Origin of the sequence: Streptomyces sp. NRRL WC-3626, from assembly GCF_000718785.1 — a bacterium.
Taxonomy (GTDB): domain Bacteria; phylum Actinomycetota; class Actinomycetes; order Streptomycetales; family Streptomycetaceae; genus Streptomyces; species Streptomyces edwardsiae.
In genome coordinates this window covers 343730-365150 of sequence record NZ_JOCA01000001.1, presented here as the reverse complement: position 1 = coordinate 365150, position 21421 = coordinate 343730, and the positions used below count along the sequence as shown (strand labels likewise).

Below are 21421 nucleotides of genomic sequence, written 5' to 3'. Positions count from 1 at the left end.
TCTGAGAGTGGAGTCCGTACATGTCCAAGGCATCCTCGAACGGGCGGCACGTGCTCAACGGGATCGAAGCCTCGGGACCGTTCCCGGTGGAGTACCGGTTCACCCATGCCAAGAGCGGCAACCGGCACCTCGTCGTCGTCTTCGCCAACTTCTCCGCGCCCGACGACTACGGGTGGTCGAACGGCGTCTTCGACAACGTCCGGGCCAACATCCTGTGGATCCGCGACCGGTTCGACGGCATGAACGCCTACTACCTGTGCCGAAACATGGACTTCGGGCTGGCCGACTCGGTGCAGAACCTCATCGCGAACGTCATGAGGTCCCTGGGACTGACACCTGACCAGGTCACCCTGTGGGGCGGCTCCAAGGGCGGCAGCGCCGCGCTCTACTTCGGACTGCGGTACGGCTACCGCAACATCGTGGGCATCGTCCCGCAGTTCCTCATCGGCGACGCCCTGGAGAAGCGGCACCCGAAGGTCTCCGCCTACATGCTGGGCGACGGGGCACCGGCGCACAACGCGCGGGTCCTGGACACGCTCCTCCCCGAGCTGGTGCGCGCCCACGCCAACCGCGGCGCCAACATCTACGTGCTCTCCTCGCCGCAGGACGAGCACTACGCCGTGCAGGTGGAGCCGTTCCTCGGCATGTTCCAGGCGTACGACAACTTCAACTTCCTCTACAGCGAGTCGCCGACCATCACCGGTCACGCCACGGTGACCCGGCGGAACGTCCCGGCACTGGTCGGTCTGCTCAACCTGCTCGCCGACGGTTACGCACCCCGGCTGGGGTTCGTACGCCATGCCGCCGAGGAGTTCGACCGCGATCGGTCCGGCATCGACGCCTATCTCTCCGCCACCTCCAAGGTCCAGAGCGCCGACGCGTTCGCACCGCCCGTGGTGGCGGTGCCGGCCCACGACGGGGAAGTCCCGCGTACGGGACCTCGGTTCGCCGGCACGGCTTACGGGGCGGTGCGGGTGAGCATGTGGCGCAACGGCAAGTTCGTGGCGTCGCCGCCGGTCGCCGCCGACGGCACCTGGTCCTGGGAGCCGGCCGAACCGTGGACGGTCGGCAGGCATGTGGTCAAGATCTTCGCGGTGGACCCGGCGGGCTTCCACTCCGCACGGGTCGAACTCCCCTTCACCGTGGTCAACCGGGAGCCCGTCCCGGTCCCGCCGGCCGTGTCCGGGCAGCCGCCGGGTGCGGCCGCGGTCCCCGGCCACTCGGTGCCCGCCGGGCACTACACACCGCGGTACTGACGACGGCCCACGATGACGACAACCCACGAGCGGAAACCACACATGCCGAAAGCAGCGCCGAAGACACGCGAGCTGATCACCGGGGTCGACACCTCCGGCGCGTATCCCGTCGAGTACCGGTTCACGCACGCCAAGGGAGGCAACCGGCACCTCCTCGTCGTGTTCGCCAACTTCATGGTCACGGACGACTACGGCTGGTCCAACGGCGTCCTCAACCCCGTCCGGTCCAACATCCTGTGGATCCGCGACCAGTTCCACGGCATGAACAGCTACTACCTGTGCGAGGGGATGGACTTCTCCCTGGAGCAGTCCGTGATCGGGGTCATCTCCAAGGTGATGAACGCCCTCGACCTGACCCCGGACCAGGTCACGATGTGGGGCGGCTCGAAGGGCGGCAGCGCCGCCCTCTACTTCGGCATGCGTTACGGCTTCGGCAACATCGTCTCCATCGTGCCGCAGTTCCTCGTCGGCACCTATGTGAAGCGGGTGCACCCCAAGGTCGCCCGGTTCATGCTGGGCGACGGGATTCCGGAGGAGAACGTCCGGACGGTCGACGCGCTCATCCCGGACCTGGTGCGCTCGGGCGTCGCCCGGCACTCCAACATCTACCTCCTCTCCTCGCCGCAGGACGAGCAGTACAAGGAGCAGGTCGAGCCCTTCCTCGGACTCTTCCAGGGGTACGACAACTTCAACTTCGTCTTCAGCGAGTCCCCTCACATCACCCGCCACTCGGACGTCACCCGGCGCAACGTCCCCTTCCTCATGGGGCTCCTGAACATGCTCGCCGACGGGCTTCCCCCCAGGCTGGGCATGGTGCGCAACGGGTACGAGGAGCCCGACCGCGACCGGTCCGCCCTCGAGGGCTATCTGTCGGCCACCTCGGCGGAGCGGCCCAGCGAGATCCCCATGCCGGTGGTGACGCATCCGCTCGCGCACATGGAACTGCCCACGGACGGCGTGTACTTCACCGGCACCGCCCCCGGAGCGGTCCGGGTGAGCCTCTGGGAGCACGGCAAGTTCCTGGGCTCCCCCTCGGTGGCCCCGGACGGCACGTGGGCGTGGAAGCGGGACAAGCCCTGGAGCGCGGGCGACCACCTGGTGAAGGCCGTCGCCTGGGACGCGGAGAAGCGCCACACCAAGGGCACCGTCGTCGCGTTCACCGCCGTGGCCGGCGCGGCGGCCGCCGCCGGGCCCGGAATCCCGGCCCAGCCCGGAGCCCCCGTGCCGGCGCCCCCGGCGCACGGCGCGCCGACGGCGCCGACGGTCCAGGCGCCGGCGGCCTACGAGCAGGTCGCGGGGCCGGCCGTACGCTTCGCCGGCTTCGCCGGGGGAGCGGTACAGGTGGGTTTCAGAGCGGGGGGCACCCTGCTGGGCACGGCTCCGGTCGCGGCCGACGGACGGTGGGTCTGGGACGCCGGGTGGCCCTGGCAGGAAGGCATGCACACCGTGGAGGTGTTCGCCGTGGACGCCGTGGGGACCGAGACCCCGGCGGCCCTCGTCCCCTTCGACGTCATGCACGTCACGGCGGGAGCCTCGCCCTTCGGTTACTGACCGTCCGCCCCCATGACAAGGGCCCCTGGAATTCGCCGGCGAATTCCAGGGGCCCTTCGGTTGTCTGCGGGTACTACGCCGGGACCGACGCCACCCCGGCCTCCAGGAACCGCTTCCCGTTCACCCGCTCCGACACGCCCTCGCGGTCCAGGTACGGCGTGATGCCGCCCAGGTGGAAGGGCCAGCCGGCGCCGGTGATCAGGCAGAGGTCGATGTCCTGGGCCTCGGCGACGACACCCTCGGCGAGCATCAGGCCGATCTCCTGGGCCACCGCGTCCAGGACGCGGTCGCGGACCTGCTCCTCGGTCAGGACGGTGTCGCCCTGCTCGAGGAGGGCGGCGACCTCGGGGTCCAGCTCGGGCTTGCCGCTGTCGTAGACGTAGAAGCCGCGCTTGCCCGCCCCGACGACCTTCTTGAGGTTCGGGGAGACCGTGAAGCGGTCCGGGAACGCCTTGTTGAGCGTCTCGGAGACGTGCAGGCCGATCGCCGGACCGACCAGCTCGAGCAGCACCAGCGGCGACATCGGGAGCCCGAGCGGCTCGACCGCCTTCTCCGCGACCTCGACCGGGGTGCCCTCGTCGATGACGTTCTGGATCTCGCCCATGAAGCGGGTCAGGATGCGGTTCACCACGAACGCCGGGGCGTCCTTGGTGAGCACCGCGGTCTTCTTCAGCTTCTTGGCGACACCGAACGCCGTGGCCAGAGCAGCGTCGTCGGTCCGCTCACCGCGGACGATCTCGAGCAGCGGGAGGATGGCGACCGGGTTGAAGAAGTGGAAGCCGACGACCCGCTCGGGGTGCTTCAGCTTCGACGCCATCTCCGAGACCGACAGCGAGGAGGTGTTGGTGGCGAGGATCGCGTGCGCCGGGGCGACCGCCTCGACCTCCTCGAACACCGTCTGCTTGACGCCCATCTCCTCGAACACGGCCTCGATGATGAAGTCCGCGTCCGCGAAGCCCTCGGCCTTGTCCAGCACACCCGAGACCAGCGCCTTGAGGCGGTTGGCCTTGTCCTGGTTGATCCGGCCCTTGCCGAGCAGCTTGTCGATCTCGGCGTGGACGTAGCCCACACCCTTGTCGACGCGCTCCTGGTCGATGTCGGTGAGGACGACCGGGACCTCCAGGCGGCGCAGGAACAGCAGCGCGAGCTGGGAGGCCATCAGACCGGCGCCGACGACGCCGACCTTGGTGACCGGGCGGGCCAGGTTCTTGTCCGGGGCGCCGGCCGGGCGCTTGCCGCGCTTCTGCACCAGGTTGAACGCGTAGATGCCGGACCGGAGTTCGCCACCCATGATGAGGTCGGCGAGCGCCTTGTCCTCGGCGTCGTAGCCCTGCTGGAGGTCGCCGTTCTTGGCGTCGGCGATGATGTCCAGCGCGCGGTAGGCGGCCGGGGCGGCGCCGTGCACCTTGGCGTCGGCGATGAAGCGGCCGCGTGCGACGGCCTGGTCCCAGGCCTCACCACGGTCGATCACCGGGCGCTCGATCACGATCTCGCCCTTGAGGACGGCCGCGGTCCAGATCAGCGACTGCTCCAGGAAGTCCGCGCCCTCGAAGATCGCGTCCGCGATGCCGAGTTCGTGGACCTGCGCGCCCTTGAGCTGCTTGTTCTGGTTGAGGCTGTTCTCGATGATGACCGAGACGGCCTTGTCGGCGCCGATCAGGTTCGGCAGCAGCGTGCAGCCGCCCCAGCCGGGCACCAGACCGAGGAAGACCTCGGGGAGGGAGAACGCGGGCAGGGCCGAGGACACCGTCCGGTAGGAGCAGTGCAGGCCGATCTCCACGCCGCCGCCCATCGAGGCGCCGTTGTAGTACGCGAACGTCGGCACGGCGAGCGTCGACAGCCGCTTGAAGACGTCGTGGCCGCCCTTGCCGATGGCCAGCGCGTCCTCGTGCCGCTTCAGCAGCTCGACGCCCTTGAGGTCGGCGCCGACCGCGAAGATGAACGGCTTGCCGGTGACGCCGACGCCGACGATGCCGCCGTCCGCGGCCTCCTTCTCGACCTGGTCGATGGCGGCGTCGATGTTCGCCAGCGACTGCGGGCCGAGCGTGGTCGGCTTGGTGTGGTCGTGACCGTTGTCGAGGGTGATGAGCGCGAACCGCCCCGCCCCCAGCGGCAGGTCGAAGTGCCGTACGTGCGCGCTGGTGACGACCTCGCCGGGGAACAGCTCGGCCGCACCCTTCAGAAGCTCTGCGGTGGTGCTCACTTGTCCCCCTCGAAGTGCGGGTTCTCCCAGATGACCGTCGCGCCCATGCCGAAGCCGACGCACATGGTGGTCAGGCCGTAGCGGACGTCCGGCTGCTCCTCGAACTGGCGGGCCAGCTGCGTCATCAGCCGGACGCCGGAGGAGGCCAGCGGGTGGCCGAACGCGATGGCGCCGCCGTACTGGTTGACGCGCGCGTCGTCGTCGGCGATGCCGTAGTGCTCCAGGAAGGCGAGGACCTGGACGGCGAAGGCCTCGTTGATCTCGAACAGACCGATGTCGGAGATGGACAGGCCCGCCTGGGCCAGCGCCTTCTCCGTGGCCGGGATCGGGCCGTAGCCCATGACCTCGGGCTCGACACCCGCGAAGGAGTAGGAGACCAGCCGCATCTTGACGGGCAGGCCGTGCTCGCGGGCGAAGTCCTCGCTCGCGATGAGCGAGGCGGTGGCGCCGTCGTTCAGCCCGGCCGCGTTACCGGCGGTGACCCGGCCGTGGACGCGGAACGGCGTCTTCAGACCGGCCAGGTTCTCCAGAGTGGTGCCCGGACGCATCGGCTCGTCGGCCGTGACCAGGCCCCAGCCCGTCTCACCGGCCTCTTCGTTGGTGCGGCGCACGGAGACCGGTACCAGGTCGGCCTGGATTTTGCCGTTGGCGTACGCCTTCGCGGCCTTCTCCTGGGAGCGGACCGCGTACTCGTCGGCGCGCTGCTTGGTGATGGCCGGGTAGCGGTCGTGCAGGTTCTCCGCGGTCATCCCCATGAACAGGGCGGACTCGTCGACCAGCTTCTCGCTCACGAAGCGCGGGTTGGGGTCCACGCCCTCGCCCATCGGGTGGCGGCCCATGTGCTCGACACCGCCCGCGACGGCGATGTCGTACGCGCCGAAGGCGACGGAGCCGGCCACCGTGGTGACGGCGGTCAGGGCGCCCGCGCACATACGGTCGATGGAGTAGCCGGGGACCGAGGTGGGCAGGCCCGCGAGGATGCCGGCCGTGCGGCCGATGGTCAGGCCCTGGTCGCCGATCTGCGTGGTCGCGGCGATCGCGACCTCGTCGATCTTCTTCGGGTCGAGACCCGGGTTGCGGCGCAGCAGCTCCCGGATCGCCTTCACGACGAGGTCGTCGGCGCGGGTCTCGTGGTAGATGCCCTTCGGGCCCGCCTTGCCGAACGGGGTACGGACGCCGTCGACGAAGACGACGTCCCTGACGGTACGAGGCACGTTGGCTCTCCTCCAGGTGCGGGACGCTGAGCGCTTGCTTACGGGCCATGCTACTTATGAGTAACGTGACTGCACAGTCCCGGCGGCTGGAGCGGCGAACATCACACGTATGCCTCGCTGAATCCAGCCCCTCCGGCGTTTGAGGAGCGGGGTCTGGGGCGGAGCCCCAGGGAAGGGACGGCGGGGGCGCATCACGGCGGGGCGGTGGAGCCCCGGGGCGTCAGCACCGGCGTCGGCACCGGGTGCGAACCCGGCCCACCCCCGGTGATCAGCCCGAACAGCGTTCGAGCCACCTCCGCCCCGAACCCGTGCACATCATGACTCATCGCCGACAACGTCGGATGAGTCAGCCGGCACAGCTGCGAGTCGTCCCACGCCAGCAACGACACGTCGTCCGGCACCCGCAACCCCATCTCCGCCGCCACCGACAACCCCGCCACCGCCATGATGTCGTTGTCGTACACGATCGCCGTGGGCCGCTCCCCCCGCCCCGCCGCCAGCAGCGACCGCGTCGCCCGCGCCCCCGCGTCCCCCGAGAAGTCCGTCGCCACCTGCCACGCCCGCGCGGCCGGCTCCAGCCCCCGTACCGCCTCGTCGAACGCGGTCGTACGGATCGACGTGTGCCCGAGCGCCGCCGCCCCGCCCACCCGGGCGATCCGCCGGTGCCCGAGCGCCGCCAGATACCGCACCGCCTCCGTCACCGCCGTCGCGTCGTCCGTCCATACGGAGGTCAGCCCGCCGGTGAGCGACGGATGCCCGACGGCCACCGCCGGCAGCCCCAGCCGCTCCGCCACCGCCGGGCGGGGGTCGCCGGCCCGGAAATCCACCAGGATGGATCCGCCGATCTGGCGGCCCCGCCACCACGACTCCATCAGCCCGACCTCCTCCTCCGGGCTGCGCACCAGCCGCAGCAGCAGCGAGCAGGACCGTTCGACGAGGACGCTCTCCACCCCGGAGATGAACTCCATGTAGAACGGCTCGAGGCCCAGCAGCCGGGCGGGCCGGCACACGGCCAGCCCCACCACGTCCACCCGTGACCCGGCCAGTGTGCGCGCGGTCGGACTCGGCGCCCACCCCAGTTCCCGCGCCGCCCGGAAGATCCGGTCCCGGGTCGCCTCCGACAGTCCGGGCTTCCGGTTGAAGGCGAGGGACACGGCCCCCTTGGACACACCGGCGCGCGCGGCGACGTCCTTGATGGTGACGCGAGGGGTCGGCGTTGCCGTCATCGAGTGGGCTCCACGCAGTACAGGGCACCACGGGCGGTGTCCGCGTCCGGAGTCTTCCAGCCGCGCACCCCGATGGTCACCTCTTCCCCGGGCAGCAGGGTCACCAGCCCCCGGTCGGACACCGCCTCCGGGTCCAGCCGGTCGGCCTGGAGCAGCAGATCCCGTACCAGGGTGCGGGCGGTCACCGTGATCCCGTCCGGCACGAGGGCGACCTCGAACTCCGGACGCGGATACGGGATCTCCCGGTCCGGGGCGGGGAAGTGCAGCGCCCGCACCCCGTCGTCGGCGTCGGCGACCAGGAACTCCTGCGGACCGGCCGGCACCAGACCGGCCGGCACCTCGGCCAGCCCCACCGTCCGTCCCGAGGCGGCCAGCACCGCCCCCGCCTCCCCGAGCACCGCCCCGTCCACGGACATCCGCCGCAGCCGCAGCGTGCCCCGCCACTCCTCGGCCGACTGATTCACGGCCGCCACCACCAGCCCGTCACCCTCCGCCCGCACCGTCAGCAACCGGTCCGCGTACAGCCGCCGCAGCTCGTGGTAGAGCGGCTTCTCCCGCCCGTCCCCGTCGACCGCCGCCCACGACGTCACCGGCCAGCAGTCGTTGAGCTGCCACACCACCGTGCCCGCGCACACCGGCCAGTGCGAGCGCCAGTGCTCGATCCCGGCCGCGATCGCGCGCGCCTGGTTGAGCTGTGTCAGATAGTGCCAGCGGTCGAAGTCCCCGTCCGGCACGGTGAAATGGCGGGCCAGGCCGCGCTCCAGTTTGCCGTTGCCGTCCTCCGCCTTCTGGTGGTGCAGCATGCCGGGGGAGTCCGGCGTGAGCTCCTCACCGGGCAGCGCCCGGCGCAGCGTGGCGTACGAGGGCGGCGCCTGCCAGCCGAACTCGGCCACGAAACGCGGCACGTGGAGCCGGTAGTCGGCGTAGTCCGTACGGTTCCACACCTCCCAGGAGTGATGTGTGCCGTGCGCCGGGTCGTTGGGGTGGTGCAGCCAGGACCCGGACCAGGGGCTGCCCGCCGTGTACGGCCGGGTGGGGTCCGACTCGGCGACCACGCGCGGCAGTACGCCCAGGTAGTAGCCCTCGCCCCAGGAGTCCCCGGCCAGCCCCGGCTCCCAGTCCCAGTCCCTGAACCCCCACAGGTTCTCGTTGTTGCCGTTCCACAGCACCAGCGAGGGATGCGGCATCAGCCGTACGACGTTCTCCCGGGCCTCCGCCTCCACCTCCCCGCGCAGCGGCTGCTCCTCCGGGTAGGCGGCGCAGGCGAACGGGAAGTCCTGCCAGACCAGCAGCCCCAACTCGTCGCAGGCGTCGTAGAAGTCCTCGCTCTCGTAGATCCCCCCGCCCCAGACGCGCACCAGGTCCACGCCCGCGGCGGCCGCCTGCTCCAGCCGCCGCCGGTAGCGCTCACGGGTGATCCGGGACGGGAAGGCGTCGTCCGGGATCCAGTTGACCCCGCGCGCGAACAGCCGCTCGCCGTTGACGACCAGGGTGAACCCGGTGCCGTGCTCATCGGCCGAGGTGTCCAGCTCCACCGTCCGGAAACCGATCCGCCGCCGCCACGAGTCCAGCGTCTCCTCACCGTGCAGCAGCGTCAACTCGACGTCGTACAGCGGCTGTTCGCCGTAGCCTCGGGGCCACCACAGCTCCGCGTCCGGGACCCGCAGCCGTACGCTCCCCGCCGTGCCGTCGACCGCCGCGCGGGCGCGCACACCGCCGACGCCCGCCTCCACGATGAGCGGCGTCGCGCCCCCGAAGCGCTCCACCTCGACCGCGAGTTCCACCTGCCCCACCCCGTCCTCGACGGTGACCAGCGGGCGCACCCGGGCGATCCGGGCCGTGGACCACCGCTCCAGCCGCACCGGACGCCAGATCCCGGCCGTCACCAGCGTCGGCCCCCAGTCCCAGCCGAACGAGCAGGCCATCTTGCGCAGATACTGGTACGGCTCGGCATACGCCCCCGGCCGCTCGCCCAGGGCGGCGCGCACCGCCTCCGCCTCGGTGTACGCGGAGGTGAACCGCACGGCCAGCGGCCCGCTCAGTCCCGTCACGTCGAAGCGGTACGAGCGGTGCATGTTCCGGGTCCGGCCCAGCGTCCGGCCGTCGAGCAGGACCTCGGCCACGGTGTCGAGACCGTCGAAGACCAGCTCCGTCCGCTCGTGCCCGCCCGGTCCGGGGCGCAGTTCCGTCTCGTACGTCCAGTCCCGCCGGCCCACCCACGCCACCTCGGCCTCGGCACGGCCGAGGAACGGATCGGGGATCAGCCCGGCCGTCAGCAGATCGGTGTGCACACAGCCCGGCACCGAGGCGGGGAGCGCGTCCCCCGTGCCGTCCGGGTGTCGCAGGGTCCATCCCTCGGTGAGCGGTGTGACCTGACGCATGCACACTCCCTAAACCGGTTGAGCCGCGTGTGGGCAACGTTTTGACATCGTTGGCGCAATAGAGACTTTACCGGTTCAGTAGGAGGCTGCCAGAGTGCCGAACCAGCCAACCCACTCGTGCTCGTCCGCCCCGTGAACGGAGCTGGTGCACATGAACCGCCGTAAGGTACTCGCCGGATCGATCGCCGTCCTCGCCCTCCTGGCCTCCGCCTGCACGGGCACGGGGAGTTCCTCGAAGGGCGCGGACGCCAAGGCCCCCGACGATCCCTCCGAGGTCAAGGGCACCATCACGGTCCTCACCCACCGCACGGACCTGGTGCAGGACGGGACGATGAAGAAGTACGCCGCCGAGTTCAACAGGACCTACCCCGGGGTGAAGGTCGAGTTCGACGGCCTCACCGACTACGAGGGTGAGGTCAAGATCCGTATGAACACGGAGAACTACGGCGACGTCCTCATGATCCCGGCGGTCATCGAGAAGAAGGACTACCCCAGGTTCTTCGCCTCGCTGGGCACCAAGGAGGAACGCGGCGCCAAGTACCGCTTCACCGACTACTCCACCGTCGACGGCAAGGTCTACGGCCAGAGCCCGATCGGAGTGGTCCCCGGCTTCATCTACAACAAGAAGGTGTGGAGCGAGGCCGGCGTCACCGAATGGCCCACCACCCCGGCCGAGTTCCTCGCCGATCTGAAGGCGATCAAGTCGAAGACCGACGCGGTGCCGTACTACACCAACTTCAAGGACATGTGGCCGCTGACCCAGTGGACCAACGTCAACGGCTCCGTCGGCTGCGACACCGGAGCCACCACCAGGCTCGCCGACGGCGACCCCTGGGCCGAGGGCGCCGATCTGCGCGTGGGCGACACCCTGTTGTACGACATCGTGCGCGGCGGACTCGTGGAGAAGGACCCGACCACCACCAACTGGGAGGGCTCCAAGCCCAAACTGGCCAAGGGCGAGATCGCCACGATGTGGCTCGGCTCCTGGGCCGTCGTCCAGATGCGGGACGCCGCGAAGCAGGCCGGCACCGACCCCGCCGACATCGGCTTCATGCCCTTCCCCGCCCAACGGGACGGCGTCTTCTGCGCGGTGACCTCGCCGGACTACCAGCAGGCCGTCAACGTCAACTCCGACCACAAGGAGGCCGCCCGCGCCTGGATCGACTGGTTCACCGACAAGTCCGGCTACGCGGCGGCCAATCTCGCCCTGTCCCCGCTGAAGGACGCCCCGCTGCCCGACATCCTCGAGCCGTACGAGGACAAGGGCGTCAAGCTCATCGACCTCGACGACACCAAGGGCGCCGAGGTGAAGTCCATCGACAACCAGTCCGAGGTCGGCATCTACAAGCCCGACTACCGCCAGGAACTCGTCGACCTCGCCCGCGGCGCCCGCAAGGGCGGACTCGACGACTATCTCGGCGACCTCGGCGAGCGCTGGACCGAGGCACGGAACTCGCTGGGGTCCTGATGACGGACACCACCCGCAAGTCGGCGCGGCCGGTTCCCCCGGCCGCGCCCGCCGGGCCGGAACGGGCCGCGGCCGCCCCGCGCCGCACCCGGCTGACGCGCGGCCTCACCCCGTGGCTCTTCCTGATCGCTCCGCTGGCCCTGCTGCTGACCTTCACCTACGCGCCGATCGCCAACATGATCGCGTACAGCTTCACCGACTGGGACGGCGTCAGCCCCGAACTGAACTGGACCGGCACCGGCAACTACACCGAACTCCTTACCCGCTCCGAGCTGTTCGAGGTCTTCTTCGTCAGCGGCTACTACCTCGCCGCCTCCGTGGTGCAGATCGTCGCCGCTCTCTACTTCGCCACGATCCTCAGTTTCGACGTCCGCTTCCGGAACTTCTTCAAGGGTGTGCTGTTCTTCCCGTACCTGATCAACGGGGTGGCGATCGGCTTCGTCTTCCTCTACTTCTTCCAGGACGGCGGCACCCTCGACTCGGTGCTGAGCCTGCTCGGCGTCGGGACCGACCACGCCTGGCTGGGTACGCCGTTCTCCGCGAACACGTCGCTCGCCGGTGTCTCCGTCTGGCGCTACACCGGCCTGAACTTCGTCCTCTTCCTCGGCGCCATCCAGTCCATCCCGGGCGAGCTGTACGAGGCCGCCGAGATCGACGGGGCGAGCCGCTGGCACCAGTTCCGGTACATCATCGCGCCCGGCATCAGACCCGTCCTGAGCCTGAGCGTGATCCTCTCCGTCTCCGGCTCGCTGTCGGTCTTCGAGATCCCCTACATCATGACCGGCGGCGCCACCGGCACCGAGACCTTCGTCATCCAGACGGTGAAGCTGGCCTTCCAGTTCAACAAGACGGGACTCGCCTCGGCCGCCGCCGTCGTCCTCCTGCTGATCGTCCTGGCGGTCACCTGGGTGCAGCGGCGCGTCGTCCCCGACGAAAAGGTGGACCTGGTATGACCCGCCGCACGGTGGCCCGCACCCTCGTGTACGTGTCCCTGATCCTCGCCACGCTCGTCGTCCTGCTGCCGCTCACCGTGGTCTTCCTGACCTCGCTGAAGTCGTCCGAGGAGATGGCGAACGGCAGCGGGGCACTGGCACTGCCCGACGACCCGCTGAACCTCGGCAACTACGTGACGGCGTTCCGGGACGGCCAGATGCTGTCCGCGTTCGGCAATACGGCGATCATCCTCGTCGTCGCCGTGGGCGGCACGATCCTCATCGGTTCGATGACGGCGTACGCGATCGACCGCTTCCGGTTCCGGTTCCGGAAACTGGTCGTCGTCCTGTTCCTGCTCGCCGCGCTGGTCCCCGGGGTGACCACCCAGGTGGCGACCTTCCAGATCGTCAACAGCTTCGGCATGTTCGACAGTCTGTGGGCGCCGATCGCGCTCTACATGGGCACCGACATCGTGTCGATCTACATCTTCCTGCAGTTCATCCGCTCCATCCCCGTCTCCCTGGACGAGGCGGCCCGTCTGGACGGCGCCGGCGCGTTCACCGTCTACCGCAAGGTGATCTTCCCGCTGCTCAAACCGGCGATCGCGACGGTGGTCATCGTGAAGGGGATCAACGTCTACAACGACTTCTACATCCCGTTCCTCTACATGCCCTCCGAGGATCTTGGCGTGATCTCGACGTCCCTGTTCCGCTTCAAGGGCCCCTTCGGCGCCCACTGGGAGACCATCTCGGCAGGCGCGGTCCTGGTCATCCTCCCCACCCTCCTGGTCTTCCTCTTCCTCCAGCGCTTCATCTACAACGGCTTCATGAGAGGGGCGACGAAGTAGGGACGAGAGAGGTGTGGGCGCCTGAGAACAGGCGCCCACAGGCGCGGCCCAGTACAGCGGCTACGCGCCACCCGCCGCGGCCAACGCCGCCACCAGTACGGGCGTGACCTGCTCGACCTGCCACTGCCTGGCCCCATGCGCGGCCAGCGCCGTCGCGACGGCCTGCCCGTCGGCGGGCTGCGGCGGCTCCCAGCAGACCCTCCGCACTGTATCCGGGGTGATCAGATTCTCGGGCGGCATCCCCAGCCGCTCCGCCAGCGCACTGACGCCGGCCCGCGCCGCGGACAGCCGCGCCGCGGCCGCCGGGTCCTTGTCGGCCCACGCGCGCGGCGGCGGGGGCCCGGTCACCGGCTGGCCGGGCTGGGGCAGCTGGGCCTCGCTCAGCGCCTTCGCCCGGTCGACGGCGGCCTGCCACTGCTCCAGCTGGCGCCGCCCCACCCGCTGCCCGAACCCGTTGAGCGCGGCCAGGGCGTGGTGGTTGGCCGGCATGGCGAGCGCGGCCTCGACGATCGCCGCGTCCGAGAGCACCTTGCCGGGGGAGACGTCCCGGCGCTGGGCGATCCGGTCGCGCAACTGCCACAGCTCCCGTACGACGCCCAGCTGGCGGCGCCGGCGCACCTTGTGCATGCCGGAGGTGCGCCGCCACGGGTCCTTGCGGGGCTCCGGCGGCGGTGCCGAGGCGATGGCGTCGAACTCCTGATGGGCCCAGTCCAGCTTGCCCTGCCGGTCCAGCTCCTTCTCCAGCGCGTCACGCAGGTCGACCAGGAGCTCGACGTCGAGGGCGGCGTAACGCAGCCAGGGCTCGGGGAGCGGGCGGGTGGACCAGTCGACGGCGGAGTGGCCCTTCTCCAGGACGAAGCCGAGCACGTTCTCCACCATCGCGCCGAGCCCGACCCGGGGGAACCCGGCGAGCCGGCCGGCCAGTTCGGTGTCGAAGAGGCGGGTGGGCACCATGCCTATCTCGCGCAGGCAGGGCAGATCCTGGGTGGCCGCGTGCAGCACCCACTCGACGCCGGACAGCGCCTCGCCCAGGGCGGACAGGTCGGGGCAGGCGACGGGGTCGATCAGCGCGCTCCCGGCGCCCTCGCGGCGCAGCTGCACCAGATAGGCGCGCTGGCCGTAGCGGTAGCCGGAGGCCCGCTCGGCGTCCACGGCGACCGGACCGGTGCCGGCGGCGAACGCGGCGACGACCTCGGCGAGCGCGGTCTCGTCCGTGATCACGGGCGGAATGCCCTCGCGGGGTTCGAGCAAGGGGATCGGCGCCTCCGTAGCAGAAGATCCGCCGTCGTCCGGAGGGGCGCCTCCGGTGGTGCGCAGTGAACTGTCTGCTGCGGTGTCGTGGGCGTCGGTCACCTGTCAAGGGTATCCGCCCGGACGGCGGCCGAATCTGTCCCCGTCCGGGCGGGCATGACTGACCAGCGAGAACAGGCCGCGCCGGATACGACGAGGACGCCCGCCGCGGTCGTGGACCGTGACGGGCGCCGGTGATCGGGCGGACAGGGGTCAGTGGATGATGCCGGTACGCAGCGCCACCGCGACCATCCCGGCCCGGTCGCCCGTGCCGAGCTTGCGGGCGATACGGGCGAGGTGGCTCTTGACGGTCAGGGCGGACAGGCCCATGGACACACCGATCGCCTTGTTCGACTGGCCCTCCGCCACCAGCCGCAGCACCTCGACCTCACGGCCCGACAGCTCGCGGTAGCCGCCCGGGTGGCTCGGGGCACCCGGGGGGCGGCGGTGCAGGCGTGCGGCGGCGGCGCCGATGGGGGCCGCACCGGGCCGGGTGGGGAGCCCGAGGTTGGTACGGGTGCCGGTGACGACGTAGCCCTTCACTCCACCGGCCAGCGCGTTGCGCACCGCGCCGATGTCGTCGGCCGCGGAGAGGGCGAGGCCGTTGGGCCAGCCCGCGGCGCGGGTCTCGGAGAGGAGGGTGAGGCCGGAACCGTCCGGCAGATGGACTTCGGCGACGCAGATGTCGCGGGGGTTGCCGACGCGGGGACGAGCCTCCGCGACGGACGAGGCCTCGATGACATCGCGTACCCCGAGCGCCCACAGATGGCGGGTGACGGTGGAACGGACGCGCGGGTCGGCCACGACCACCATCGCGGTCGGCTTGTTCGGGCGGTAGGCGACCAGGCTTGCGGGCTGCTCGAGGAGAACGGACACCAGGCCTCCTGGGGGGCGGGGCGGGGCCGGCTCGTGGGGGGCGGAGCCAGGACGAACCGTGCTTTCAAGGTCACAGTCGTCTTCGGCAACAAACCTGGTGTCCTTTAACGAATGATCACGAAGTGATGAGTAACAATCCGAGCAATTCGGACGCGCGAGCGATCATTCGAAGATCGAACGGTTCCGGTCTCGGTCACAACGCTTCCGAAAGTGGCCGTATCGACAAAGAGATGGGCGTCGATGATTGCCGACGGGCTCGAGCGGGCAGCTCAGCGCGACTGCGGGCCCCTGCGCTGCGGCAGCGTCACCACGGAGGCGTCCCCGGGAGCGGCCGGCGGGAGCCCCGCGACCTGAGCCAGCAGATCGGACCACGCGACCAGATGCGCGGCCGTGTCCGGAGCCCCGCCCAGACCCTCGCGGGGCGTCCAGGAGGCCCGGATCTCGATCTGCGAGGCGGCGGGCCGCTCCGACAGCCCGCCGAAGTAGTGGGAACTCGCGCGCGTCACCGTGCCGCTCGGCTCGCCGTACGTCAGTCCGCGCGCCGTCAGCGCACCCGTCAGCCACGACCAGCACACGTCCGGCAGCAGCGGATCCGCCGCCATCTCCGGCTCCAGCTCCGCGCGCACCAGCGTCACCAGGCGGAAGGTGCCCCGCCAGCCGTCGTGCCCGGCCGGGTCGTGCAGCAGGACGAGCCTGCCGTCGGCGAGATCCTCCTCGCCGTCGACGACCGCCGCCTCCAGCGCGTACGCGTACGGCGCCAGCCGTTTCGGCGCGGGCGTGGGGTCCACCTCGATCTGCGGCCGCAGCCGCGCACCGCGCAGCGCCTCGACAGCGGTCCGGAAGGGCAACGGGGGCGCACCCCCCTGCCCCGGGTCCCCTTCGCTCTCCTTCCGCTCGTCCATTCCGCCAGCGCCGTCCGACAGTCGTCCCTGAGCCGCAGCCATGCGGGGAAGGTTAAGCGGAACGGGCCCCCGGCGCAGGGAGGGACACCCGCGCCGCCCGGCGGTGTCCGGATCCCGCCCCGCGAGGCCTCGGCCAACGGGCGGGTCCCGGCACTCGGGCGGCTCATGGGAGACTGGCCGGGTGAGTGCCAACGCGAGCCCGACGGGCCAGACGCCGACCGTGACCCCCGCTCCCGTCAGGAACGATGCAGTCCGGGAATCGGCCTTCCTCAAGGCGTGCCGGCGCGAGCCCGTGCCGCACACGCCGGTGTGGTTCATGCGCCAGGCCGGCCGCTCACTGCCGGAGTACCGCAAGGTCCGCGAGGGCATCGGCATGCTCGACTCCTGCATGCGCCCCGACCTGGTCACCGAGATCACCCTGCAGCCGGTGCGCCGCCACCATGTCGACGCCGCGATCTACTTCAGCGACATCGTCGTCCCGCTCAAGGCCATCGGCATCGACCTCGACATCAAGCCCGGCATCGGCCCGGTCGTCGAGCAGCCGGTGCGCACCCGCGCCGACCTCGCCCGGCTGCGCGACCTCACCCCCGAGGACGTCTCCTACGTCACCGAGGCCGTCGGCATGCTCACCCGCGAGCTCGGGTCCACCCCGCTGATCGGCTTCGCCGGCGCCCCCTTCACCCTCGCGAGCTACCTCGTCGAGGGCGGCCCGTCGCGTACGTACGAGAACGCCAAGGCGATGATGTACGGCGACCCGGAGCTCTGGGCCGACCTGCTCGACCGTCTCGCCGACATCACCGCCGCCTTCCTGAAGGTGCAGATCGAGGCCGGCGCCTCCGCCGTCCAGCTCTTCGACTCCTGGGCGGGCGCCCTCGCCCCGGCCGACTACCGGCGCTCGGTGCTGGCCTCCTCCACGAAGGTGTTCGACGCGGTGGCCGGCTACGGCGTCCCGCGCATCCACTTCGGCGTCGGCACCGGTGAACTGCTGAAGCCCATGGGCGAGGCCGGCGCGGACGTCGTCGGCGCCGACTGGCGCGTCCCGCTGGACGAGGCCGCCCGCCGGGTCGGCCCCGGCAAGGCGATCCAGGGCAACCTCGACCCGACCGTGCTGTTCGCCGGCCGGGAGGCCGTCGAGACGAAGGCACAGGAGGTCCTGGACTCGGCCGCCGGCCTGGAGGGCCACATCTTCAACCTCGGCCACGGCGTCATGCCGAACACCGACGCGGACGCCCTCACCCGCCTCGTGGAGTACGTCCACACCCGCACGGCACGCTGACCCGCCGCGTACGCCCGGGACCGGGGCGGACTATCCGGGCCACCCGGACCGCCGCCCCGGCCGCGCCCCTCTGCCGAACAGCACACCCCGTGGCTCGGGCGGCGGGGGAGTGCCCGGACGCAGCGGCCAGGCGAGCAGCATGCCCGCCACGAAACCGACGACGTGCGCCACGTACGCCACCGTCCCCGCGTCGGTGACGCCCTGCCCGGACGAGTACACCGCCTGCAGCACGAACCACAGGCCCAGCACCATCCAGGCGGGCAGCCGCAGCGGCAGGAAGATCAGGAACGGGACGAGGACCCAGACGCGGGCCTTCGGATACAGCACCAGATAGGCGCCCAGCACGCCGGCGATCGCCCCGGAGGCGCCGATCAGAGGCTCGCCGGAGCCGGCGTTGAGCACGGCGAAGCCGTACGCGGCCGCATACCCGCAGACCAGGTAGAACAGCAGGTAGCGGACGTGCCCCATGCGGTCCTCGATGTTGTTGCCGAAGATCCACAGGAACAGCATGTTGCCCAGCAGATGCAGCCAGCCGCCGTGCAGGAACATGGCCGTCAGGACGCTCAGCTCCGGCGACTTCTCGTAGCCCGGCGGGCCGATCACGCACCCGGGGCCCTGTGGGCCCACGCCGGTGCCGCCCGTGGGCACGAGGTCCGGCAGCCGGTGGTGGATCAGCTCCTGCGGCACCGCCGCGTAGCGGTCCAGGAACGCCTGCAGATGACACAGGTCGGCCAGACCGCCGCCCCCGACCGTGCCGGGCGTGAGGACGACGAAGACCACGAAGTTCGCGGCGAGGAGCGCGTACGTCACCCAGGGGGTGCGCCGCGCGGGGTTCACGTCATGGACCGGGATGACCACATCCCACTACTGCCCGGGCGCCGGGCGGTGAATCCGGGGCGCCGCTGAACGCCGCCGTCCGGCCGTGCGTATGACTCGTCAACGCCCGCGGCCCGGGGAAGGGGCCGCGGGCCCTACGTGAGGAAACTGGCGATGAACGACCGAGTGACTCCCGCGATGCACGCGACTCCGGACGGCGAGGCCGAACTCACGCTCGTGGTGCGCATTCCGTGGGAGGACGTCGCCCGGCTCGGCCAGGAGGCGGGGCGGCTCGCGGCACAGCTGCAGCGGCCGGTGACGCTCGAGGAGGCGGTGGGGCATCGGCTGCGCTCCGTGAAGAGCGCCGCCCACGCGAGGCCCGCGCCCGCGCCCGCGGCGCCGGCGTCCGCGCCGATGCCGGAGGCCGGCGCCTCGGGCGCTTCTGTGGCGTCGTTGCCGTCCCGGCCGCCCGCGGAGCAGGCTCGGCAGGCGATCGAGCGGATCAACGGGACGGCGTGACGCCGTAGGGGTTCCGCCGCATCTCCGGGTGCGGCGGCGTCGTGGCGTGTCGCGCCCACGCGGCGGAGCCGCAAGCCGGCACAGTCCCGCGCCCCTGCCAGCGGGGGTGGGTTCACTCGCCGGCGCTTGCCGGGTGCCGTTGCGCCCACCCGTGCCGCCCCAGCGGCACGCCTGCCCGCAGCGGCGGCGACGGAAGCAGACCGCCAGGGGCGCTGATCCGCCCCTCCTCACATGCTCGCCCTGATCTTCGCCGCCGCCTTTCTGGCCGCTACCAGGATCGGGTCCCAGACCGGGGAGAACGGTGGGGCGTAGCCGAGGTCCAGGGCTGTCATCCGGTCGACCGTCATGCCCGCCGTGAGGGCCACCGCCGCGATGTCCACGCGTTTGCCCGCGCCCTCGCGGCCGACGATCTGGACGCCGAGGAGGCGGCCGGTGCGCAGTTCGGCGAGCATCTTCACCGTCATGGGGGAGGCGTTCGGGTAGTAGCCCGCGCGGCTGGTCGACTCGATGGTGACCGACTCGAACCGCAGCCCCACGCGGTGGGCGTCCTTCTCGCGCAGCCCGGTGCGGGCGATCTCCAGGTCGCACACCTTGCTGACCGCCGTACCGACCACACCCGGGAAGGTCGCGTAGCCGCCGCCCGCGTTCGCCCCGATGATCTGGCCGTGCTTGTTGGCGTGCGTGCCCAGCGGGATGTGCCGCAGCTGCCCGGAGACCAGGTCGAGGACCTCCACGCAGTCGCCGCCCGCCCAGATGTTCTCGGACCCGCGCACCCGCATCGACCGGTCGGTGAGCAGCCCGCCGTGCTCCCCGACCGGAAGTCCGGCCGTCCGCGCGAGGGCCGTCTCCGGCCGTACCCCGATACCGAGGATCACGACGTCGGCCGGGTACTCGGCGTCCCGCGTGGCGACCGCCCGCACCCTGCCGTCGTCGCCGGTGAGCAGCCGGGTGACCTCGGCGTCGTTGACCATGGTGATGCCCATGCCCTCCATGGCCCGGTGCACCAGGAGTCCCATGTCGGGATCGAGGGTGGCCATGGGCTCCCTGCCCCGGTTGACGACCGTCACCTCGTAACCGCGGTTGATCATCGCCTCGGCCATCTCCACACCGATGTACCCGGCCCCGACGACCACCGCCCGCCGCCCGCGCGTGCGGGACAGCGTGTCGAGGAGGGCCTGGCCGTCGTCCAGGGTCTGCACACCGTGCACCCCGGGGGCGTCCATGCCGGGCAGCTCCGGACGGATCGGCCGCGCACCGGTCGCGATCACGAGTTTGTCGTACGACGTCCAGGACTCGGCGCCCGAATCGAGGTCCCGCGCGCGCACCCGCCCCCGGTCCACGTCGAGTTCCGTGACCTCGGTGCGCATCCGCAGGTCGATGTCCCGCGCGCGGTGCTCCTCGGCGGTGCGGGCGATCAGCAGCTCCCGGTCGGGGACGTCACCGCCCACCCAGTAGGGGATGCCGCATGCCGAGAAGGAGGTGAAGTGACCGCGCTCGAACGCCACGATCTCCAGTTCGTCCGGGCCCTTCAGCCGCCGGGCCTGTGACGCCGCGGACATCCCCGCGGCGTCACCGCCGATCACCACCAGACGTTCCCTCGCACCGCGCGCATCGCTCATGTTCATGGGAACACGCTACGGGGGCAGGGGATTTCGGGCCCGCCCGAGGAGTCCTCAGCCCTTCCCGTCCCCGTCCGTGCCCTCGGCCGCCGGCCGGTGCGCCGGCAGCGGGCCCGGCGCGGTCGTCGCGGTCGTCGCGGGCGCCCGCTCCGGACGCCGGGGCAGCCGGGGCCGTACGGCCTTCAGCCACAGCAGGACCAGCAGCGCCGCGACCGCCGCGAACGGCAGGACCGCGCCGATCACCACGGCCAGCCAGCGCAGCATCGTCACGAAGGCGTCCCAGCCGCCCGCGAGGGCGTCCGTGAAACCGGGATCGTCGTCCTTCTTCACCGCCTTCTTCACCGGCGTCTCGGACAGGGTGAGGGTGATGGTGGCCAGGCCGGTGCGGTCCTTCAGGGACGCCTGCTGGGCGAGCAGGGACTCCAGATCGGCCTGGCGGGTGCTGAGTTCGCCCTCCAGCGTGACCACGTCACTGAGCCTGGTGGCCCGGTCCATCAGCTCCCGGATACGCGCCACACTGGCCCGCTGGGACGTGATGCGGGACTCCACGTCGACCACCTGGTCGGTGACGTCCCGCGCCTTGGCGTCGCGCTGGAGGAGCTTGCCCGTGCCCTCCAGCTCGGTGAGGACCTCGTCGTACTTCTCCACGGGCACGCGCAGCACCACACGTGTGCGCTCGTGGCCCGTCGCGTCCCGGGCGGTGGACTCGTCGCCGATGTAGCCGCCGGCGGTCTCCGTCGCCGTACGGGCCTCGCCCAGCGCCTGCGGTACGTCCTTGACCCGCACGGTCAGTGAGGCGGTGCGGATGATGTGGTTCGCGGTGGCCTTCGGTGCCGCCGTCGCCTTCGCGCCCTCGGCCGAACCGCCTCCCGCGCCCTGCTTCGCGTCCTGCTGCGCGGCCTGCCCCGCCGCGGGCGCGTCCGCGGCCAGGTCGGCGGTCGATCCGCCGGAGTCGTCCGCCGAACCGCTGCACCCGCTGACGGCGACCGCCGCCGCCAGCAGGACCCCGGCCAGGGCGCGGGATCGTCGTATACGCATGTGGGA

17 protein-coding genes are annotated in these 21421 nt (G+C 71.1%); 7 read left to right on the top strand and 10 right to left on the bottom strand.

Going from position 1 to position 21421, the window contains the following annotated elements; all coding sequences use genetic code 11:
* Positions 1–20 precede the first annotated feature (20 nt).
* Both IF28_RS0101650 and IF28_RS0101645 read left to right on the top strand, forming a co-directional pair.
* Positions 21–1256: a hypothetical protein gene (locus IF28_RS0101650; protein ID WP_078620799.1), complete on the top strand. Its 1236-nt coding sequence runs from the start codon at positions 21–23 to the stop codon at positions 1254–1256.
* Positions 1257–1298: 42 nt separating this feature from the next.
* Entirely contained in the window at positions 1299–2807 is a 1509-nt protein-coding gene (locus tag IF28_RS0101645) for a hypothetical protein (RefSeq protein ID WP_030212679.1), read from the top strand.
* A 73-nt stretch (positions 2808–2880) separates the two neighbouring features.
* Here the strand turns inward: IF28_RS0101645 and IF28_RS0101640 are convergent, their stop codons facing one another.
* The 4 genes from IF28_RS0101640 to IF28_RS0101625 all read right to left on the bottom strand — a co-directional run bounded on the left by IF28_RS0101640 (position 2881) and on the right by IF28_RS0101625 (position 9831).
* Positions 2881–5010 (bottom strand): 3-hydroxyacyl-CoA dehydrogenase NAD-binding domain-containing protein, encoded by a 2130-nt coding sequence (locus tag IF28_RS0101640; RefSeq protein ID WP_030212678.1) that lies wholly within the window; start codon positions 5008–5010, stop codon positions 2881–2883.
* Positions 5007–6224 (bottom strand): thiolase family protein, encoded by a 1218-nt coding sequence (locus IF28_RS0101635; protein ID WP_030212677.1) that lies wholly within the window; start codon positions 6222–6224, stop codon positions 5007–5009. Before IF28_RS0101635 ends, IF28_RS0101640 begins: the two co-directional genes overlap by 4 nt.
* A 191-nt stretch (positions 6225–6415) precedes the next feature.
* The gene (locus tag IF28_RS0101630) at positions 6416–7450 is read right to left on the bottom strand and encodes a LacI family DNA-binding transcriptional regulator (RefSeq protein WP_030212676.1); all 1035 of its coding nucleotides are present in this window, start codon (positions 7448–7450) and stop codon (positions 6416–6418) included.
* Entirely contained in the window at positions 7447–9831 is a 2385-nt protein-coding gene (locus IF28_RS0101625; RefSeq protein WP_030212669.1) for a glycoside hydrolase family 2 protein, read from the bottom strand. Before IF28_RS0101625 ends, IF28_RS0101630 begins: the two co-directional genes overlap by 4 nt.
* A 151-nt stretch (positions 9832–9982) precedes the next feature.
* Between IF28_RS0101625 and IF28_RS0101620 the strand changes: the two genes are divergently transcribed.
* The 3 genes from IF28_RS0101620 to IF28_RS0101610 are packed head-to-tail and all read left to right on the top strand — an operon-like array spanning position 9983 to position 13079.
* A complete protein-coding gene (locus IF28_RS0101620) occupies positions 9983–11299 on the top strand; it encodes an ABC transporter substrate-binding protein (RefSeq protein ID WP_030212659.1) in 1317 nt (438 codons plus the stop codon).
* Positions 11299–12252, top strand: coding sequence for a carbohydrate ABC transporter permease (locus tag IF28_RS0101615; RefSeq protein WP_030212656.1), 954 nt, complete (start codon positions 11299–11301; stop codon positions 12250–12252). Before IF28_RS0101620 ends, IF28_RS0101615 begins: the two co-directional genes overlap by 1 nt.
* A complete protein-coding gene (locus tag IF28_RS0101610) occupies positions 12249–13079 on the top strand; it encodes a carbohydrate ABC transporter permease (RefSeq protein WP_030212654.1) in 831 nt (276 codons plus the stop codon). The genes IF28_RS0101615 and IF28_RS0101610 overlap by 4 nt, the downstream gene beginning before the upstream one ends.
* A gap of 60 nt (positions 13080–13139) precedes the next feature.
* On the opposite strand, the gene IF28_RS0101605 is transcribed toward IF28_RS0101610, so the two are convergent.
* The 3 genes from IF28_RS0101605 to IF28_RS0101595 form a co-directional block, all read right to left on the bottom strand.
* A complete protein-coding gene (locus IF28_RS0101605) occupies positions 13140–14432 on the bottom strand; it encodes a ribonuclease D (protein ID WP_030212651.1) in 1293 nt (430 codons plus the stop codon).
* A 150-nt stretch (positions 14433–14582) separates the two neighbouring features.
* On the bottom strand, positions 14583–15245 hold the full coding sequence (locus tag IF28_RS0101600; RefSeq protein ID WP_030212648.1) for a helix-turn-helix transcriptional regulator: 663 nt from the start codon (positions 15243–15245) through the stop codon (positions 14583–14585).
* 269 nt (positions 15246–15514) lie between these two features.
* On the bottom strand, positions 15515–16189 hold the full coding sequence (locus IF28_RS0101595; RefSeq protein ID WP_078620798.1) for a DUF3000 domain-containing protein: 675 nt from the start codon (positions 16187–16189) through the stop codon (positions 15515–15517).
* A 139-nt stretch (positions 16190–16328) separates the two neighbouring features.
* On the opposite strand from IF28_RS0101595, the gene hemE reads away from it, so the two are divergent.
* Entirely contained in the window at positions 16329–17423 is a 1095-nt protein-coding gene (gene hemE, locus IF28_RS0101590; RefSeq protein ID WP_030212642.1) for a uroporphyrinogen decarboxylase, read from the top strand.
* Positions 17424–17453: 30 nt separating this feature from the next.
* Here hemE and IF28_RS0101585 read toward each other — a convergent pair whose 3' ends face one another.
* A complete protein-coding gene (locus tag IF28_RS0101585; RefSeq protein WP_030212634.1) occupies positions 17454–18281 on the bottom strand; it encodes a rhomboid family intramembrane serine protease in 828 nt (275 codons plus the stop codon).
* A 132-nt stretch (positions 18282–18413) separates the two neighbouring features.
* Between IF28_RS0101585 and IF28_RS0101580 the strand changes: the two genes are divergently transcribed.
* Positions 18414–18758, top strand: a complete 345-nt coding sequence (locus IF28_RS0101580; protein ID WP_030212631.1) for a hypothetical protein — start codon at positions 18414–18416, stop codon at positions 18756–18758.
* Positions 18759–18985: 227 nt separating this feature from the next.
* On the opposite strand, the gene IF28_RS0101575 is transcribed toward IF28_RS0101580, so the two are convergent.
* Entirely contained in the window at positions 18986–20383 is a 1398-nt protein-coding gene (locus tag IF28_RS0101575) for an FAD-dependent oxidoreductase (RefSeq protein ID WP_030212628.1), read from the bottom strand.
* A gap of 48 nt (positions 20384–20431) precedes the next feature.
* Positions 20432–21415: a DUF4349 domain-containing protein gene (locus tag IF28_RS0101570; protein WP_030212625.1), complete on the bottom strand. Its 984-nt coding sequence runs from the start codon at positions 21413–21415 to the stop codon at positions 20432–20434.
* Between the last annotated feature and the right edge of the window lie 6 nt (positions 21416–21421).

Coding starts and splice junctions, on each gene's coding strand:
- IF28_RS0101650 (WP_078620799.1), top strand. CDS start 21: ATGTCCAAGGCATCCTCGAACGGGCGGCACGTGCTCAACGGGATCGAA.
- IF28_RS0101645 (WP_030212679.1), top strand. CDS start 1,299: ATGCCGAAAGCAGCGCCGAAGACACGCGAGCTGATCACCGGGGTCGAC.
- IF28_RS0101630 (WP_030212676.1), bottom strand. CDS start 7,450: ATGACGGCAACGCCGACCCCTCGCGTCACCATCAAGGACGTCGCCGCG.
- IF28_RS0101625 (WP_030212669.1), bottom strand. CDS start 9,831: ATGCGTCAGGTCACACCGCTCACCGAGGGATGGACCCTGCGACACCCG.
- IF28_RS0101620 (WP_030212659.1), top strand. CDS start 9,983: ATGAACCGCCGTAAGGTACTCGCCGGATCGATCGCCGTCCTCGCCCTC.
- IF28_RS0101615 (WP_030212656.1), top strand. CDS start 11,299: ATGACGGACACCACCCGCAAGTCGGCGCGGCCGGTTCCCCCGGCCGCG.
- IF28_RS0101610 (WP_030212654.1), top strand. CDS start 12,249: ATGACCCGCCGCACGGTGGCCCGCACCCTCGTGTACGTGTCCCTGATC.
- IF28_RS0101595 (WP_078620798.1), bottom strand. CDS start 16,189: ATGGCTGCGGCTCAGGGACGACTGTCGGACGGCGCTGGCGGAATGGAC.
- IF28_RS0101580 (WP_030212631.1), top strand. CDS start 18,414: ATGAACGACCGAGTGACTCCCGCGATGCACGCGACTCCGGACGGCGAG.
- IF28_RS0101575 (WP_030212628.1), bottom strand. CDS start 20,383: ATGAACATGAGCGATGCGCGCGGTGCGAGGGAACGTCTGGTGGTGATC.
- IF28_RS0101570 (WP_030212625.1), bottom strand. CDS start 21,415: ATGCGTATACGACGATCCCGCGCCCTGGCCGGGGTCCTGCTGGCGGCG.